The sequence below is a fragment of the Buchnera aphidicola (Nurudea shiraii) genome (genome assembly GCA_039829955.1).
In the GTDB taxonomy this organism is placed as follows: Bacteria; Pseudomonadota; Gammaproteobacteria; order Enterobacterales; family Enterobacteriaceae; genus Buchnera_B; species Buchnera_B aphidicola_AY.
Genome location: CP140035.1, coordinates 523,306 through 541,124, shown reverse-complemented (window position 1 = coordinate 541,124; position 17,819 = coordinate 523,306). Strand labels below are relative to the sequence as shown.

Genomic DNA, 17,819 nt, shown 5'->3' with positions numbered 1-17,819 from the left:
TATAATTTTTTAATATTTATATAAAAGTGGTTAATATGCAATGTATATATAATATATTTCAAATTGTATATTTTTAAAAAGTTTTGTGGTTTTACAAATATGTAATTTTTTTGAAAAGGAATAATTTTTATTTCTAATATGTAAATAATTTAACATAAGTAATTTTGAAGGAAGTAATAAACAATATTTTAAAACAACTTAATTTTACAAGAGCATAGTAATTTAAATTATGTTAATTTAAAAGTATGTTAAGGGATAATTTTTAAAAAATATTTATGAAATTGTTTTAAAAATGGAAGTAAAATTTAATATGTTATATGTATTTATTATTGCTTAGGTCTATTAAAACAATGGTTTTTTTTAAGAATTTTAAAAATTTTATATTTTACGGTTTTATTTGATGTTTATGGTTTTAATTTATAGATAATTTATAAGATATAAACAATTTAATTATGTGAGCAAGAAGTATTTTATTTTTTATAAAAAATAAAATAACGAAAATATTTAATTTAAGAAACGATAAGGTAAAATATAACGTTTTAATATTAATAATTAATAAAAAACACTCATTATATATATTATATTTTAAAAATTAATATTTTTAGACAGATAGATTAAGTAAAAAGAAAATGTTAAAATGATCAATTTTAGAAATAACGAGTGTAATTTAAATTTTATGGTAATTTTTCAGATAATTATTTGAAATATTAATTTAAATTTCATTAAATAATTTGTTATTTAAATGTAATTTTTATAAATATTATTTTTGATTAGAAATATATCTTATTTGAAAATCTTAGATAATTATTTAGATTTTTTAAAATTTTAACATGGAGATTATATGAAACGCGCATTTATTTTAGTTTTAGATTCTCTTGGAATTGGTTCGACCAGTGATGCGCATATATTTAATGATGTAGGTGCTAACACATTTGGAAACATAGCGAAATTTTGTTATTTAGGAAAAGCTAACACAGGTCGAAAAGGGCCTTTGAATATACCTAATTTAATTTCTCTTGGATTAGTGAATGCTGCTAATAAGTCGTTAGGAAAGTCATTATTAGGAATAAGCAATGAAGGTAGTGCTATTATAGGAAGTTATGCTTATGCAAGTGAAATGTCATCAGGAAAAGATACATCTTCAGGTCATTGGGAAATAGCTGGGGTGCCAGTGTTATTTAATTGGGATTATTTTAAAGATAAAAATGATAGCTTTCCTAAGAATATACTTGAGAAAATTGTTAAGAAGTGTAATTTATCTGGATTTTTAGGAAATTGTCATTCTTCTGGAACTACTATATTGGAACATTTCGGAGAAGAACATATAAAAACGAAAAAACCTATTTTTTATACTTCTATTGATTCAGTATTTCAAGTTGCTTGTCATGAAAATGTTTTTAGCTTAAAAGAATTATATAGAATATGTAAAAATATTAGAAAAATATTAAATTTAGAAAAAATAAATATTTGTAGAGTGATTGCTCGACCTTTTATTGGTTATGATAAATTTAGTTTTAAAAGAACTGGAAATAGACGGGATTTTTCGGTAGAACCTCATGATGTAACTGTTATGGATAAGTTAATTAAAGAGAAATCTGGAAAAGTAATTTCTATAGGAAAAATTTCAGATATTTATGCAGGACATGGAATTACTAAGCAAGTTAACTCAACAGGTTTGTCTGAGTTATTTAATTCCACTTTATATGAAATAAAAAAATCGAAAGATAATACTATTGTTTTTGTTAATTTTGTAGATTTTGATTCTTTATGGGGTCATAGGCGTGATGTGTCTGGATATGCTTGTGGATTAGAGTGGTTAGATTCTCGTTTGCCAAAATTATTAGAGTTAGTAAAAGAAGATGATGTTTTGATTATTACTGCTGATCATGGATGTGATCCAACTTGGATAGGAACTGATCATACAAGAGAAAATATTCCAATATTAATATATTGGCCGACCATTGAATCAAAGTTTTTAGGACATCGAAATACTTTTTCAGATATAGCTCAAACATTAGCAAAATATTTTAATTTGTCTTCAATGAAATTTGGAAGCACTATGTTTTTAAAATCATAAGTTTATTATGTTTTTAATATAAAATATATTATAAAAATAGGAAAATATATGTCAACGTCTCATATAAATGCAAAAAAAGGGGATTTTTCTGATTTCGTGCTTATGCCTGGAGATCCTATTCGAGCTAAATATATAGCTAAAAATTATTTAGATAACGCTGTAGAAGTCACTAATATTCGTTCTATGTTAGGTTTCACTGGAAGTTATAAAGGAAGACGCGTTTCTATTATGAGTCATGGTATTGGGATACCTTCGTGTATTGTTTATGTTCGAGAATTAATTACTCAATATCATGTTAAAAAAATTATTCGTATTGGTACTTGTGGTACTATTTGTAAAGATATCAATGTTAATGATCTTATTGTTGGGTTAGGAGCTTCTACTGATTCTAAAGTTAATAGAGCTCGATTTCAAGATAACGATTTTTCTGCTGTAGCAGATTTTGATTTAGTGCATAATTTACTAGTTTCTTCTAAGCAATTAGGAATTAAGATTAATATAGGAAGTTTTTTTACGACAGATTTATTTTATCATGATAATAGTGATATTTTATCAATTATACAGAAATTTAATATTCTTGGGATAGAGATGGAAACTGCAGGATTATATAGTATATCTTCAGAATTTGGAATAAAATCAGCTTCTATTTGTACAGTATCTGATCATATTTTAAAAAATATTAAGATTAGTGTCAAAGATCGAGAATCAAGTTTAGATAATATGGTTAAAATCGCTTTAGATTCGATTTTATTGGAGAGTTAAAAGTTAAAAATTATATTTAAACAAAAATTAAGGTATAAGAATGATATGTGCAATTTATTTAATTTTCTGATTCGTATAAAATTGTTTATTTATTATTATGGTGAGAAAGGGATTCGAACCCTTGATACGTTTTCGTATACACGCTTTCCAGGCATGCTCTTTAAGCCTCTCAGACATCTCACCGTTTTAAGAATATTTTAAAATTTTAGTAATGTGCTTAATTTTTAAATAGTTTATAGTAAATGTTGAAAATTGAAAACAGTTAAATTAATTTTTTTTTAAAATAATTATGGCTTAAAATAGATAATTTAATATAGATTAAATATAAGTTGTTATATGTTACTTATATAAAGATTATAAGGTTGATTTTTCATTAACTTGACATAAAAGTTTTTGAAACATATAACATTTTATTTTATATTATAGTTAATGTTTTTGAGAAATATATAATTCTAAATTTTTATATTTATTTTAGAGTATACTAAAAATAGAAAGTTATTTCTTTATAATTATATGTTATATATTTTTTAAATTTTGACCTTATATTTTGCACACTTTTCTTAATGATTTAGTTTGTTATAATAAGGATTATAAATTTCATCTCCATCCAGTTAAGTAAACTGAGTATGGTTATTACTAACATGTTATTGTAATAATATAAAAAAATGGCAGAAAAACGTAATATATTTTTAATTGGTCCTATGGGAGCTGGAAAGAGTACTGTTGGTCGCCAATTAGCACAACAATTAAGTATGGAATTTTATGATTCTGATCAAGAAATTGAAAAGCGTACTGGAGCAGATATTAGTTGGGTATTTGATATAGAGGGTGAATCAGGATTTAGAGAACGTGAAAAGAAAATTATTAATGAACTAGCGAATAAACATGGAATTGTGTTAGCTACAGGAGGAGGTTCTATTGAGTCAAAAGAAATTAGAAATAAATTGTCGTCTCGTGGAATTGTGGTGTATTTAGAAGCAACAATAGAAAAACAGATAGCTAGAACTAAAAAGGACAAAAAAAGACCTTTATTACAAACTCAAGATGTACCTGTGAGAGTTATTTTAGAGTCTCTAGCTAATAAAAGAAATCATTTGTATAAAAAAATAGCAGATATCACTATACAAATGGATGAGAAAAGTGCTAAAGCAGTAGTTTTTTGTATTATTAACTTGTTAGATAAACGGTTAAGTTAAAAAATTCTGTTATTTATAAAATTTTAAGGTATATCCATATTGAAAAGATTAAAGGTATCTTTAAATAGTTGCACTTATTATATTAACATTGGATCTTCTATATTTAAGACAAATGATAGTTTATTTCCGTTTGAATCTAAAGATAAAGTTATGTTAGTTACTAATACTTTAGTAGATAGAATATGGAAAGAAACTGTTTTTCGTTATTTAGATAAATTTAAAATTAAAAAGAACTATATAGTTTTACCTGATGGTGAAGAAACTAAAAATATAAGTTTTTTAGAATATATCATATCAAAGTTGTTACAAAAAACTTATGGTAGAGATACTATTTTAATAGCTCTTGGAGGTGGAGTAATTGGTGATATAACTGGATTTGCAGCTTCAATTTATCAACGTGGTATTAAATTTGTACAAATACCTACCACGTTATTATCACAAGTGGATGCTTCTATAGGTGGAAAAACATCTGTTAATCATTCTCTTGGAAAGAATATGATTGGTTCATTTTGGCAGCCTATTTCAGTTATTGTTAATCTTGATTTTTTATCTACTTTACCGAGATCTCAATTAATATCTGGAATGGCAGAGGTAATAAAATATGCTATTGCTTTTGATAAGACGTTTTTTGATTGGTTAGAGAAAAATATTAATTCTATATTAAAATTAGACTCAAAAACAGTACTATATTGTGTTAAAAGATGTTGCGAACTTAAAAAAGTAATAATTGAAGAAGATGAGCGAGAATATGGTTCTAGAGCTTTATTAAATTTAGGCCATACGTATGGACATGCAATTGAAACTTATTTGGGATATGGAGTTTGGTTACATGGAGAAGCAATAGCAGTTGGAATCATTATGGCAGTAGAAACATCAGTTTTACTAGGAGTTTTAAATATCTATGAAAAAAATAGGATTATCAATTTAATTAAAAAAATAGGATTACCTACAAAAGGACCCAAAAATATGGTTTTTAGTTCTTATTATGCTTGTTTTTTAAGAGATAAAAAAGTTTCTTCAGATATTGTGAGGTTGGTATTACCTACTTCTATAGGAAAAGCTGTAGTTTTTAATAATGTAAAAAAGGATATATTGATGTCAGTTATTGATAATTGTAGTTAAGTATTATTACTAATGTAATTAGTTTTGAAGAATTATTTTATATGTTACTTTACTTAAATGTTTTAGAGATGTTTTTAAATTTTTCTAAACGAGATATATATAAATAAGAAAGTGAATTAATAATCGTTATTATGTACATATTATAATATTTAGTGCCAGGTAATATGTATTTTAAAGGGATTAAAGTCATGTTTTGTATTTAAAAATTTTTTAAAAAAATTTTTTAAATTATTTCAATGTTAATTATATTATTAAGTATGACTAAGTTTTAGGAAAATTAATGAAAACTATTTTACTAGCTCCTTCAATTTTATCTGCAAATTTTGCAAATTTAGGAGAAGATATACAAAATATTTTGAAAGCAGGAGGAGACATTATTCATTTTGATGTAATGGACAATCATTATGTTCCTAATTTGACATTTGGACCAATGGTATTAAAATCCATTAGGAGTTATGGAATTACATCTATTATTGATGTTCATCTTATGGTTGATCCTGTGGATGACTTAATAGTTAAATTTGCTGAAGCAGGAGCGGACTTTATTACTATTCATCCTGAATCAACGAAACATTTAGATAGATCTTTAAATTTGATTAAGAGTTTTGGTTGCAAAGTAGGTATTGGTATTAATCCTACAACTACATTACATGTTTTAGACTATATTATTGAAAAGTTAGATATTATTTTATTAATGTCTGTCAATCCTGGATTTTCAGGACAAGAGTTTATACCTATTACATTTAAAAAACTCTTACAAGTTCGACAATTAATAGATAACAGTAATAGAAAGATATTATTGGAAATTGATGGAGGAATAAATTTAAATAATATTAAAAAAGTAGCATCTTATGGAGTAAATATCTTTGTAATTGGATCTGCTATTTTTGGATCAAAAAATTATAAAGAAACTATTAAGAATATTCGTTTTGAATTAAATTAAAACAATTCGTACTGTATAAGTTCAATTTTTAATTTTAATATTTTAAAAGATTTCTATATTTTGTATGGAATATAATAGTGAATAATTCCAAAAAAACGTTATTTAGTGCTATACAACCTTCAGGACAATTAACTCTTGGAAATTATATCGGTGTTATGCGTCCTTGGAAAAAAATGCAAAATTATTATACATGTTTATATTGTATTGCTGATTTACACTCTATTACTACACGTTGTTTATCTGTTCAGTTGCAAAAAAATATTTTAGATACTATTGCTTTATATTTAGCATGTGGCTTGGATCCATGTAAAAGTATTATCTTCTTGCAATCACACGTTCATCAACATACTCAGCTATATTGGTTATTAACATGTTACACTTATTGTGGAGAATTATCACGGATGACTCAATTTAAACATAAGTCTTTTCAAAATTCCAAAAATATTAATTCTGGTTTATTAAATTATCCTATTTTAATGGCTTCTGATATTTTATTATATGAAACTGATATAGTTCCTATTGGATATGATCAGATGCAACATCTGGAGTTAGTTCGAAAAATAGCTCGTAGATTTAATGCATATTATGGTAGCAATATATTCACTATTCCTATGCCATATATAATAGAAAACAGCTCAAATATTTTAGCATTGTTAGATTTAGACAGAAAAATGTCTAAATCTGATTTCAATAAAAATAATGTAATTTTTTTATTAGAAAGTATTGATAGTATTTCTAAAAAGATAAAATTAGCTGTTACTGACTCAGATAATCCCGCTAGTATTCATTATGACATGGTCAATAAGAAAGGGATATCAAATTTACTAAATATTTTTTCTAGTTTAACAAATAAAAAAATTTCTGATTTAGAAATAGAATTTTCTGGAAAATCGTATCATGCATTTAAATCAGATATAATTGAAGTTATATCTGATATAATAGAAAAGTTGCAATCTTCATATTTTTATTATAGAAAGCAAGAAGATTATTTAAAAGAAATAGTATGTCATGGTGCATCTAAAGCATGTGTTCAAGCCAATAGATTGTTAAAAACAGTGAAACTCGCAATAGGGTTAATTTAATATTTTATTGTTTTTGTTTTACTTTTAGTAATGTGGATAGTATAAATACTAATCCGTATAATATATTAGATGTGATTAGTGCTGAGATAAATCCAAAGTTATTTACTATAGGTCCAGTAACTATAAACGTTAAAAGGGTTCCTACAGTTCCACTAGTTAGAATAAAATTTATAATTTTTGGGGAAGGTTTTTTTGTTTCTTGAGAAGCTAATGTAATTATAATAGTATAAATAGTGCTAGAAAAAAATCCTAATAAGATAATTATTAATTGTAATAAAATATAATTATGCACATTATTAAATATGTACATTAGTATAGTAGATATTCCTGTTAGGTAGATAAAAATATTTTTAAGATTACAGTACTTTAATATAATGCTAAAAGACCACATTCCTATCATGTACGACGTCCAAAAATTGCTAACTAATTGTCCAGCTTTAATAATATCTAAATTTATTGATTTTATAACATATTCTGGTAACCACGAAATAAAACTTAATTGTCCTAATATATATAGTAACGCTGATATTGATAAGTAAAAAATAGAAATATTCCATGTTTTTACTTTTTTATTTTTCGTTTTTTTAGAATGTAATATAGGAAATTTTACATTTAGAGTTAATAAAAATATAATTAAATAAATTGTTCCTATTAAGGGATATATCCAATACCATGAAATGTGATGAAAGATTAAATATGTAGCAATTATAGGAAATATAATGCCTGATAAGCTAAAGCATGAGTCAGTTAGTAGCAATATAGAAGCTCTTTTATTGCCTTCATATAGATACGCGATTAAAAAAGTTCCTATAGACATTGTTATGCCACTAACTATTCCTAGAATAAATATGCTTAATGAGAATAGTGCAAGAGTATGGTGAAATATTAATATATATATAGCTATTATTATAAATATAAATCCTAGTATTAGTTGTTTTTTTAACGATAGAATATTAATGATCCAGGAATTTAAAAAGATAGAAATTAAAATACCAGCGTTTAATAAAGTAAAAGTATTGCTCATTTTAGAAATAGATATGTTGAAATATTCAGATACGTTTCCCAAAATAACCCCAGTTACGATGATAAGCGCTCCTGTTAAAGAATAAGAACAAAAACTAATACAAGTAAGTCCTAAAAGGTTTTTTTTTTCATTTTTGAGAGTTCCTTTATAATAAAGTTATAACTTCGAAAATAGTATATCAAGATTGATATTGCTTAATAGCGCAAAATTATAATATTAATGTTAAACTTCCATAAGTATGTTTGAAGATATTTAATATAGAAGTAAAGGTGGATGAGATTTATTTTTTTAAAATGTAAAATTTAGTTGCATAAATTTAAGATATTGAGAAAAGTTAAATATTTTAAGTTGAACGTTATTTTACATTTTGCTTTAATTTTTTTAGATAGTTTTATAAGTAATAATATATATTTTTATGTTTTTAAAAATTCAAGATTTTAAAATAAAAATTCAAATTTTATGTATTTTTAACATGTTAATAAAATGTTTCAATTATAGTTCATAATTGTTTTAGTAAAAATATATTTTAATAATTAAATGATAAATTTTTTATAATTCTAAAAAATAAATTATTTTGTGTATTTTGTTTTGTATTGTATATTTGATTTTAAGTATTTTAAAAGAATTATTTAAAATTATTTAGAATATGTGTATAGTTTATTTGCGTATTATATATTATTTTTATTAAAATTTTACATTTTTGTTGTTTTGTTGAATTATATAAATATTTTTTTTAGAGTTTACTCTAAACAAAATTTAATTTGATGTAATTAATTATAGTTAATTATATCTTAAAAATATTTTAATTTTGGAGCTACGATGTCTTTTTTTCTATTGAAAGGAATAATATTAACAGTTGTTTTTTTTTTATTTTCTACTGTTTTTTCAAAAAGTATAGATCCGGCAACTATTGCATCTTCATCAGATGTATCTATTGAGAAAAGCTTCAAAAATGAAAATGAAAAATTTTCATATGCTTTAGGAATATCATTGGGAAATTATGTAAATAACTTTTTTTTAGATAAAAAAGAGTTAGGAGTGCTTTTAAATAAAGATATTTTATTATCTGGAATGCGAGATGTGATGTTTTTTAAATCTAAGTTTTCTAATGATGACGTTTCTAAAATATTAACAGAATTAAAAAAAAAATTGTTCAATTTAAAAAAAACCATAGAAGCGAAAAAGACAAAAGTGAACGCTATTCAGGGAGAGAAATATATAAAAGATATGTTATCTAAAAAAGATGTAAAACAGTCTAAAACAGGGTTAGTATTTTTTATAGAAAAAGAGGGTGAAGGGATACATCCTGGTAAAAATGATATTGTTACTGTAAATTACGTTGGATCATTAGTGAATGGAACTGAATTTGACAATTCTTATAAACGTGGTAAACCTTTATCGTTTCCTTTAAATAGCGTCATATTAGGATGGCAAGAAGGATTACAATATATAAAAAAAGGAGGACGAATAAAATTAGTTATTCCACCTACGTTAGCATACGGAGAAATGGGAGTACCTGGCATACCAGGGAATTCTACTTTGATATTTGAAATAGAATTAATTGATATAAAATCTATCTCATGAAATTTTAATATTTAAATACGTTAAACTTTATAAAATTTATTGAAGCAAAATATGAATTTTACATTATTAGTTACTGGACCGCCGTATGGAACGCAAAATGCTAGTACTGCATTTCTTTTTTCTAAAGCTGTTTTAAATAGTAAAAATAAATTGCTAAGTATTTTTTTTCATTTTGATGGAGTTTTAAATGCTAATATAGACATTTCTTATTGTTCTGATGAGTACAATTTAATTGAACAATGGATAAATTTGCATCATAAGCATTCTGTTCAACTGAATGTTTGTGTTAGTGCTGCTTCTAGAAGAGGACTATGTTTCGATAATAATATACATAATGGTTATTTAAAAAAGAACAATGATTTATGGTTATCTTTTAACCTAACAGGATTTAGTGAATTAGTAAAATATATCGAAAAAAGTGATCGTATTATAAAATTTTAGACAAGTTGATATGAAACATATAGCATTCATTTTTTCTCGTGTACCTCACGGAAGTAGTTTTAGTCGTGAAGGATTGGATTCTGTTTTGTCGATTTCTACATTTAATAATAATATTGCTCTTTTTTTTATCGGAGATGGAGTTTTTCAATTAATGAAAAATCAAAAACCAGAATGTATTTTATCTCATAATTATGCATCTTCTTTTGGGATGTTGCCTTATTTTGGAATTAACAAATTATATTATTGTAAGAACTCATTAATTGAAAGGGGACTTTTTTCTAAGAGTGATTTTTTTTTAAAAGTTTTAGTGATAAATCGAGAGCATATACGAGAAAAATTAGAGAAATATGATTTAATCATTAATTTTTAAAGGGATAAAATATGCTACATATTTTAACGCGTTCTCCTTTTGAAGTTAATATGATATTATTAGTAAATTTTTTAAAATCAGATGATGACATAGTTGTATTGCAAGATGGTGTAATAATTGCAATAAATGGGAATGTTATTTTAAATAAGTTTTTATCTATTCCAGTAAAAATATATGTTTTAAAAAATGATATTAATGCTCGTGGTATTCAAAAAAAAATTTCTAATAAAGTTTATGTTATCAATTATTCTGAATTTGTCTTATTAACTATTAAGCATAATAAACAGATGTCTTGGTAAGATATTTATTTTTAATATTTTTGTTTTTATTGTATTGTAATTTATTAGTATTGTGTTATTACAAAGAATATTTTATATATTTATTTTTATATGTTTGTTATAAAATAATTGGGAAAACTTTATATGGCTACAATTAATCAACTAGTTCGTAGGCCTCGAATTCGAAAGTTAGTTAAAAGTAATGTACCTGCTTTAGACAAGTGTCCTCAAAAAAGGGGTGTATGCATAAAGGTATATACGACAACTCCTAAAAAACCTAATTCTGCGTTACGAAAAGTATGTAGAGTACGCTTGACTAATGGGTTTGAAGTGACTTCGTATATTGGAGGAGAAGGTCATAATTTACAAGAACATTCAGTAATTTTGATTAGAGGAGGTAGGGTTAAGGATTTGCCAGGAGTGCGTTATCATGTTGTTAGAGGAACTCAGGATTGTTCGGGTGTTAAAGATAGAAAAAAAAGTCGTTCTAAATATGGTGTTAAGAAAAAGTAATTATAAAGATAAATTTTATTTTCAGAATAATTTTTAAATTTAAAATTTTTTAAAATAATATGTATATAGATTTACATTAATGTTAATTGGAGTAATGTTATGCCGAGACGTCACGGTATTGGACATCGAAAAATAATATCGGATCCAAAATTTTTATCTGATATAGTTTCAAAATTTATTAATATAATAATGGTGCATGGAAAAAAATCTATTGCTGAAAAAATAGTGTATAACGCTTTACAAATATTGTCTAAGCATACTAAAAAAAAAGAACTAGAATCTTTAGATTTAGCATTAGATAATGTTCGTCCTACTGTAGAAGTAAAGTCTCGTCGTGTCGGTGGTTCTACTTATCAAGTTCCAGTTGAAGTACGCGCAATTCGAAGACATGCTTTAGCTATGAGATGGATAGTAAGTGCTGCTAGAAAACGTACAGAAAAATCGATGTCTTTAAGGTTAGCACATGAATTGTTAGATGCAGTGGACAATAAAGGATTTGCTGTAAAAAAACGTGAAGAAGTGCATCGAATGGCAGAAGCTAATAAAGCTTTTGCACATTATCGTTGGTAATCTTGTTAAAGATTATTATTTTTAATCAATTTATAATTAATTTTAATTTGTATATAAGAATTCATTATATAAAATTTAAAATTAGAGGAATATAATGGGACGTATTACACCAATAACACAATATCGTAATATAGGAATCAGTGCACATATAGATGCTGGAAAAACAACCACTACTGAACGTATTTTGTTTTATACAGGTGTTAATCATAAAATTGGTGAGGTTCATGATGGTGCAGCTACTATGGATTGGATGGAACAAGAACAGGAAAGGGGGATTACTATAACTTCAGCAGCTACTACTGCTTTTTGGTCTGGAATGGCTAAACAATTTTTTTCACATAGAATTAATATTATTGATACTCCTGGACACGTAGATTTTACTATAGAAGTAGAAAGATCTATGCGAATTTTAGACGGCGTTGTGATGATATATTGTTCAGTAGGAGGAGTACAACCTCAATCAGAGACTGTGTGGAGGCAAGCAAATAAATATAATGTTCCAAGAATTGCTTTTATAAATAAAATGGATCGTATGGGTGCAAATTTTTTTAATGTAATTAAGCAGATGAAAGTCAAGCTTGGTGCTAATCCTATTCCTATTCAATTACCTATTGGATCAGAAGATCGTTTTGTTGGTATTATTGATTTAATAAAAATGAAAGCAATTTATTGGAACGATTTGGATCAAGGAATTACATTTACTTATCAAGAAATTCCAGTTCATTTAAAAGAGCTGTTTGAAACGTGGTATCTACGTCTTATTGAAGCTGCGGTAGAAAATGATGATTTTTTAATGGAAAAATATTTGACAGGTCAAGCGATATCTGAAGAAGAAATTAAGGCGTCTCTTCGAAAGCGTGCTTTAAAAAATGAAATTATTCCCGTAACATGTGGATCAGCTTTTAAAAATAAAGGAGTACAAGCTTTATTAGACGCTATAATTGAATTTTTACCATCTCCTAATGACATTTCTTCTGTTAGAGGAACATCTCATGATGTTAAAAACAATTTATCTGTTCGTTATTCGAATGATAAGGAACCTTTTTCTGCTTTGGCTTTTAAAATTGCTACGGATCCTTTTGTTGGGAATTTAACATTTTTTAGAGTATATTCCGGAGTGGTTCGTTCTGGAGATACGGTTTTTAATTCTGTGAAATGTCAAAAAGAACGGTTTGGACGTATCGTTCAAATGCATGCTAATAAACGAGAAGAAATAAGGGAAGTAAGATCAGGTGATATAGCAGCTGCTATTGGTTTAAAAAGTGTGACAACAGGAGATACTTTGTGTGATCCTAATAGTTTAATTGTTTTAGAAAAAATGGATTTTCCAGATCCTGTTATTTCTATAGCTGTTGAGCCAAAAACTAAAGCAGATCAAGAAAAAATGGGTATATCTTTAAACAGATTAGCTAAAGAAGATCCTTCTTTTCGAGTTTGGACTGACAAAGAGTCAAATCAAACAATTATTTCTGGAATGGGTGAATTACATTTAGAAATAATTGTTGAAAGGATGAAGAGAGAATTTAATGTAGATGCTAACGTGGGAAAACCTCAAGTCGCTTATCGTGAAACTATTAAAAATAGTATCAATAATGTGGAAGGAAAATATATAAAACAATCAGGTGGTAGAGGTCAGTATGGACATGTTGTTATCGATGTGTTTCCTTTAAAATTAAATGAAGGAAATTATAAATTTTTAAATGATATTAAAGGTGGTGTGATTCCTGGAGAATATATTTCGGCTATTGATAAAGGAATACAAGAGCAATTAAATAGTGGTCCATTAGCTGGGTATCCAGTAGTGAGTATTGGAGTGCGCTTACACTTTGGATCTTATCATGACGTTGATTCTTCAGAAATTGCATTTAAGTTAGCTGCTTCATTAGCATTTAAAGCTGCTTTTAAAAATGCTCATCCTATTTTACTTGAGCCAATTATGAAAGTTGAAATAGAAACTCCTGAAGAATATATGGGCGATGTAATAGGAGATTTGAATAGAAGAAGAGGTATTATTGAAGGGATGGATGATATTTCAATGGGAAAGATAATTTCTGCTCGAGTGCCTTTATCTGAAATGTTTGGTTATGCTACTGATTTGCGTTCTCAAACACAAGGGAGAGCATCTTATACGATGGAATTTTTAAAATATTTAGAAGCTCCTAATAGTATAGCGGCATCTATCATTGAAAAAAGAGAACATAAGTAATATGAAATTTTTGTTATTTTGATATTTAGAAAAGGAAAGAAGTTGTGTCTAAAGAAAAATTTAATCGTTTAAAACCTCATATAAATGTTGGTACTATTGGTCATGTAGATCATGGAAAAACTACTTTAACAGCAGCTGTGACTACTGTTTTAGCAAAAAAATATGGAGGATCAGCTCGAGCTTTTGATCAAATAGATAATGCTCCAGAAGAAAAAGCACGAGGCATTACAATTAATACGTCTCATGTTGAATATGACACTTCTATGAGACATTATGCACATGTAGATTGCCCTGGCCATGCTGATTATATAAAGAACATGATTACTGGAGCAGCTCAAATGGATGGTGCGATTTTAGTAGTAGCAGCTACAGATGGACCTATGCCTCAAACGCGTGAGCATATTTTGTTAGGAAGGCAAGTAGGAGTTCCATATATTGTAGTTTTTTTAAATAAATGTGATATGGTGGATGATGAAGAATTACTTGAACTAGTAGAGATGGAAGTTCGTGATTTGTTAACTCAATATGATTTTCCTGGGGAAAATACTCCTATTATAAGAGGATCGGCTTTAAAGGCATTAGAAGGAGATTTAATATGGGAAGAAAAAATTATTGATTTAGCTAACATATTAGATTCTTACATTCCTGAACCTAAGCGTTCTATTGATCAACCTTTCTTGCTTCCTATAGAAGATGTATTTTCTATATCAGGTAGAGGTACAGTAGTTACTGGACGAGTAGAAAGAGGAATAATAAAAGTAGGGGAAGAAGTAGAAATAGTAGGTATTAAACCTACTTCTAAAACTATATGTACTGGTGTAGAAATGTTTCGTAAGTTATTAGATGAAGGACGAGCTGGAGAAAATGTAGGAGTGTTATTACGTGGAACTAAACGAGATGACATTGAAAGAGGTCAAGTATTAGCAAAACCTGGAACTATTACTCCTCATATGAAATTTGAATCTGAAGTATATGTTTTGTCTAAAGAAGAAGGAGGTCGTCATACGCCTTTTTTTAAAGGATATAGACCTCAATTTTATTTTCGTACCACGGACGTTACTGGATATATTGAGCTCCCAGAAGGAGTAGAAATGGTTATGCCAGGAGATAATATTAAAATGGTTATTACATTGATCCATCCTATTGCTATGTCTGATGGACTTCGTTTTGCAATCCGGGAAGGAGGTAAAACGGTAGGTGCTGGAATTGTTATAAAAGTAATTAATTAAACTGCAATATATGTTATATACTATGAAATTAAAGTCAAGAAAAGAAATTAAATTTCAATTCTTTTCTTGATTTTTGTCTTTTGAACATAATAATATTTCTGTTTTTATTTTAAAAAATTGTTTTGTTTTTGAAGGTATTTTATTAATGTTATTATTTGTATGGAAGTATTCATCTTTGTTTGATAAATAATAAAAAAATAATGAATTTTATAATTTCATGCTTTATAATAACGTAATGAAAAATTTTGTATATAAAATTTTTTCGAAGCTTCTACAGGTTAGTTTTTAATTTTTCATATAAATAATTAAAAATTTTTAATAGGCTATTTTATATAAATAATGTTTATTATTTAGATTATATTAAATTTAATGTTGATATTTATCAATTTGATTATTTTAAATATACAATTTTAGTATATGAACTAAAATTTAATTTTAGCATATTCTTCTAAAAATTGAAAAGAGGAATATTGTATAATTTTACGTTATAGGAGTTCTGGTCTATGCAACAGAACCAAAGAATAAGAATTCGTTTAAAAGCATTTGATCACAGATTAATTGATCAATCAACTTCAGAAATTGTTGAAACAGCTAAAAGAACTGGAGCACAAGTTTGTGGTCCTATTCCTCTTCCAACACATAAAGAACGTTTTACTGTACTTATTTCTCCTCATGTCAATAAAGATGCTCGTGATCAATATGAAATACGAACGCATAAACGACTTATTGACATTGTCGAACCTACTGAAAAAACAGTTGATGCTTTGATGAAATTAGATCTTGCTGCTGGTGTAGATGTACAAATTAGTTTAGGTTAGTTTTACATTGTATAAAGTAAAATGGTTAAAAGGGATTAAAGAACGCATGATTGGTTTAATTGGTAAAAAGATAGGTATGACCCGTATCTTTATGAAAGAGGGTGCATCTATTTCAGTTACTGTGATTGAAATTAAAGAAAATCGTATTACTCAAGTTAAAACTATAGAGACTGATAGGTATAATGCTATTCAAGTTACTACTGGAACAAAAAAAAATAGTACGTTAATTAAATCAGAAATTGGTCATTTTTTAAAATCTAAAATTGAAGCAGGTCGTGGTTTATGGGAATTTAGAATTTCTAAAAACATATTAGATTTTGCAATTGGACAAATTTTAGATTTAAAAGTGTTTTTGAATTATAAAAAGGTTGATGTTATTGGAAAATCTAAAGGAAAAGGATTTTGTGGAACAATAAAGCGCTGGAATTTTCATACTCAAGATGCTAGTCATGGAAATTCGTTATCTCATCGAGCTCCTGGTTCAGTTGGTCAAAATCAAACTCCTGGTAGAGTTTTTAAAGGCAAAAAAATGGCTGGTCGTTTAGGGAATCGCAGAGTAACGATACAGAACATAGATATAGTTAGAGTTGATTTAAATCGAAGTTTACTTCTTGTAAAAGGTTCAGTTCCTGGTTCGAGAGGAAGTGATCTTATTATTCGGCCAGCAATTAAGGTAAAGGGAGTAAAGCATAGTGGAATTAATTCTTAGAGATAAAAAAAATTTTTTCAATGTATCTGATAAAGTTTTTAATTGTAGTTTTAACGAAGCATTAATTCATCAAGTTATTATTTCTCATTCGTCTAGCCTTCGTCAAGGAACTAAAGCACAAAAAAATCGTTCAGAGGTATCTGGGTCAGGCAAAAAACCATGGCGTCAGAAAGGAACAGGACGTGCTAGAGCAGGTTCATTAAGAAGCCCTATATGGAGATCTGGTGGTATAACTTTTGCATCAAAACCTAGAAATTTTTCAAAAAAGATTAACAAAAAAATGTATCGAGGCGCTTTAAGAAGTATTTTTTCTGAATTGATTCGAAAAAATCGTTTTTTTATTTTTGAAGATTTTTTTATAGAAACTCCTAAAACTCAATTATTAGTAGAAAAATTAAATTCTATAAAATTATATGATGTATTAATTATTACAGCAGCATATGACAAAAATTTATTTCTAGCTTCTCGAAACTTACATAAAGTGTATGTTAAAACTATTAATTTTATTGATCCAATAAGTTTAATTGCTTTTGAAAATGTTGCTATTACTGTTGAAGCTGTTAAAAAAATAGAGAAACTATTATTATGATTATTGAGCAAGAAATATTAAAAAATTTTTTTTCTCCACATATTTCTGAAAAATCGTCTATTATTTTGAAAAAATGTAACATCGTAGTTATAAAAGTACCTATGAGTATTACTAAAATTGAGATTAAACAAACTATTCAAAAGTTATTTAAAGTACAGGTGAATTATATTAATACATTAATTGTTCACGGAAAAAAAAAATATAAAAAGGGTGTTAAAAGTTGTCTAAAAAATTGGAAAAAAGCGTATGTTTTTTTAAAAAAAGGACAAAATGTTAATTTTATTGGGCATGAAGAGTAGAATGAAG

Annotated in this window: 19 protein-coding genes and 1 tRNA gene; 18 read left to right on the top strand and 2 right to left on the bottom strand. The window is 26.6% G+C overall.

Features of this window, described 5'->3' with window-relative positions:
• Positions 1-841 precede the first annotated feature (841 nt).
• Positions 842-2,077 (top strand): phosphopentomutase, encoded by a 1,236-nt coding sequence (locus U0T63_02490; GenBank protein XBC39191.1) that lies wholly within the window; start codon positions 842-844, stop codon positions 2,075-2,077.
• 48 nt (positions 2,078-2,125) lie between these two features.
• Complete coding sequence (deoD, locus tag U0T63_02485) at positions 2,126-2,839, top strand: purine-nucleoside phosphorylase (GenBank protein XBC39190.1); 714 nt, start codon at positions 2,126-2,128, stop codon at positions 2,837-2,839.
• 98 nt (positions 2,840-2,937) lie between these two features.
• Here the strand turns inward: deoD and U0T63_02480 are convergent.
• A tRNA-Ser gene (locus U0T63_02480) sits at positions 2,938-3,022 on the bottom strand.
• A 482-nt stretch (positions 3,023-3,504) separates the two neighbouring features.
• Here U0T63_02480 and aroK point away from each other — a divergent pair.
• From aroK to trpS, 4 genes are all read left to right on the top strand, one after another.
• Positions 3,505-4,035, top strand: a complete 531-nt coding sequence (aroK, locus tag U0T63_02475) for a shikimate kinase AroK (protein XBC39189.1) — start codon at positions 3,505-3,507, stop codon at positions 4,033-4,035.
• A 39-nt stretch (positions 4,036-4,074) separates the two neighbouring features.
• Entirely contained in the window at positions 4,075-5,157 is a 1,083-nt protein-coding gene (aroB, locus tag U0T63_02470; GenBank protein ID XBC39188.1) for a 3-dehydroquinate synthase, read from the top strand.
• A 280-nt stretch (positions 5,158-5,437) separates the two neighbouring features.
• A complete protein-coding gene (gene rpe, locus U0T63_02465; GenBank protein ID XBC39187.1) occupies positions 5,438-6,100 on the top strand; it encodes a ribulose-phosphate 3-epimerase in 663 nt (220 codons plus the stop codon).
• 77 nt (positions 6,101-6,177) lie between these two features.
• Positions 6,178-7,182 carry a tryptophan--tRNA ligase gene (gene trpS / locus U0T63_02460; GenBank protein ID XBC39186.1) on the top strand — a complete coding sequence of 335 codons (1,005 nt, stop codon included), beginning with the start codon at positions 6,178-6,180 and terminating at the stop codon, positions 7,180-7,182.
• A 4-nt stretch (positions 7,183-7,186) separates the two neighbouring features.
• On the opposite strand, the gene tsgA is transcribed toward trpS, so the two are convergent.
• Positions 7,187-8,305: an MFS transporter TsgA gene (gene tsgA, locus U0T63_02455; protein XBC39506.1), complete on the bottom strand. Its 1,119-nt coding sequence runs from the start codon at positions 8,303-8,305 to the stop codon at positions 7,187-7,189.
• Between the two features lie 720 nt (positions 8,306-9,025).
• Between tsgA and fkpA the strand changes: the two genes are divergently transcribed.
• The 12 genes from fkpA to rplW all read left to right on the top strand — a co-directional run bounded on the left by fkpA (position 9,026) and on the right by rplW (position 17,812).
• Positions 9,026-9,790, top strand: coding sequence for an FKBP-type peptidyl-prolyl cis-trans isomerase (gene fkpA, locus U0T63_02450; GenBank protein ID XBC39185.1), 765 nt, complete (start codon positions 9,026-9,028; stop codon positions 9,788-9,790).
• Positions 9,791-9,841: 51 nt separating this feature from the next.
• Positions 9,842-10,231 (top strand): sulfurtransferase complex subunit TusD, encoded by a 390-nt coding sequence (gene tusD, locus U0T63_02445; protein ID XBC39184.1) that lies wholly within the window; start codon positions 9,842-9,844, stop codon positions 10,229-10,231.
• A gap of 10 nt (positions 10,232-10,241) precedes the next feature.
• Positions 10,242-10,601, top strand: a complete 360-nt coding sequence (gene tusC / locus U0T63_02440; protein ID XBC39183.1) for a sulfurtransferase complex subunit TusC — start codon at positions 10,242-10,244, stop codon at positions 10,599-10,601.
• A gap of 11 nt (positions 10,602-10,612) precedes the next feature.
• Positions 10,613-10,900 carry a sulfurtransferase complex subunit TusB gene (tusB, locus tag U0T63_02435; protein XBC39182.1) on the top strand — a complete coding sequence of 96 codons (288 nt, stop codon included), beginning with the start codon at positions 10,613-10,615 and terminating at the stop codon, positions 10,898-10,900.
• A gap of 123 nt (positions 10,901-11,023) precedes the next feature.
• Positions 11,024-11,392: a 30S ribosomal protein S12 gene (rpsL, locus tag U0T63_02430; protein XBC39181.1), complete on the top strand. Its 369-nt coding sequence runs from the start codon at positions 11,024-11,026 to the stop codon at positions 11,390-11,392.
• Between the two features lie 99 nt (positions 11,393-11,491).
• Positions 11,492-11,962: a 30S ribosomal protein S7 gene (gene rpsG, locus U0T63_02425; GenBank protein XBC39180.1), complete on the top strand. Its 471-nt coding sequence runs from the start codon at positions 11,492-11,494 to the stop codon at positions 11,960-11,962.
• Between the two features lie 94 nt (positions 11,963-12,056).
• Positions 12,057-14,168, top strand: a complete 2,112-nt coding sequence (gene fusA / locus U0T63_02420; GenBank protein XBC39179.1) for an elongation factor G — start codon at positions 12,057-12,059, stop codon at positions 14,166-14,168.
• Positions 14,169-14,212: 44 nt separating this feature from the next.
• Entirely contained in the window at positions 14,213-15,397 is a 1,185-nt protein-coding gene (gene tuf / locus U0T63_02415) for an elongation factor Tu (GenBank protein ID XBC39178.1), read from the top strand.
• Between the two features lie 503 nt (positions 15,398-15,900).
• Positions 15,901-16,215, top strand: a complete 315-nt coding sequence (gene rpsJ / locus U0T63_02410; GenBank protein XBC39177.1) for a 30S ribosomal protein S10 — start codon at positions 15,901-15,903, stop codon at positions 16,213-16,215.
• 46 nt (positions 16,216-16,261) lie between these two features.
• Positions 16,262-16,924: a 50S ribosomal protein L3 gene (gene rplC, locus U0T63_02405; GenBank protein XBC39505.1), complete on the top strand. Its 663-nt coding sequence runs from the start codon at positions 16,262-16,264 to the stop codon at positions 16,922-16,924.
• On the top strand, positions 16,908-17,513 hold the full coding sequence (gene rplD, locus U0T63_02400) for a 50S ribosomal protein L4 (GenBank protein ID XBC39176.1): 606 nt from the start codon (positions 16,908-16,910) through the stop codon (positions 17,511-17,513). Before rplC ends, rplD begins: the two co-directional genes overlap by 17 nt.
• Positions 17,510-17,812, top strand: a complete 303-nt coding sequence (rplW, locus tag U0T63_02395; GenBank protein ID XBC39175.1) for a 50S ribosomal protein L23 — start codon at positions 17,510-17,512, stop codon at positions 17,810-17,812. Before rplD ends, rplW begins: the two co-directional genes overlap by 4 nt.
• The last annotated feature ends 7 nt before the right edge of the window (positions 17,813-17,819 follow it).

Coding starts and splice junctions, on each gene's coding strand:
- tusC (XBC39183.1), top strand. CDS start 10,242: ATGAAACATATAGCATTCATTTTTTCTCGTGTACCTCACGGAAGTAGT.
- U0T63_02490 (XBC39191.1), top strand. CDS start 842: ATGAAACGCGCATTTATTTTAGTTTTAGATTCTCTTGGAATTGGTTCG.
- aroK (XBC39189.1), top strand. CDS start 3,505: ATGGCAGAAAAACGTAATATATTTTTAATTGGTCCTATGGGAGCTGGA.
- rplW (XBC39175.1), top strand. CDS start 17,510: ATGATTATTGAGCAAGAAATATTAAAAAATTTTTTTTCTCCACATATT.
- rpsJ (XBC39177.1), top strand. CDS start 15,901: ATGCAACAGAACCAAAGAATAAGAATTCGTTTAAAAGCATTTGATCAC.
- rpsG (XBC39180.1), top strand. CDS start 11,492: ATGCCGAGACGTCACGGTATTGGACATCGAAAAATAATATCGGATCCA.
- rplC (XBC39505.1), top strand. CDS start 16,262: ATGATTGGTTTAATTGGTAAAAAGATAGGTATGACCCGTATCTTTATG.
- tusB (XBC39182.1), top strand. CDS start 10,613: ATGCTACATATTTTAACGCGTTCTCCTTTTGAAGTTAATATGATATTA.
- rpsL (XBC39181.1), top strand. CDS start 11,024: ATGGCTACAATTAATCAACTAGTTCGTAGGCCTCGAATTCGAAAGTTA.
- rpe (XBC39187.1), top strand. CDS start 5,438: ATGAAAACTATTTTACTAGCTCCTTCAATTTTATCTGCAAATTTTGCA.
- fusA (XBC39179.1), top strand. CDS start 12,057: ATGGGACGTATTACACCAATAACACAATATCGTAATATAGGAATCAGT.
- tusD (XBC39184.1), top strand. CDS start 9,842: ATGAATTTTACATTATTAGTTACTGGACCGCCGTATGGAACGCAAAAT.
- fkpA (XBC39185.1), top strand. CDS start 9,026: ATGTCTTTTTTTCTATTGAAAGGAATAATATTAACAGTTGTTTTTTTT.
- deoD (XBC39190.1), top strand. CDS start 2,126: ATGTCAACGTCTCATATAAATGCAAAAAAAGGGGATTTTTCTGATTTC.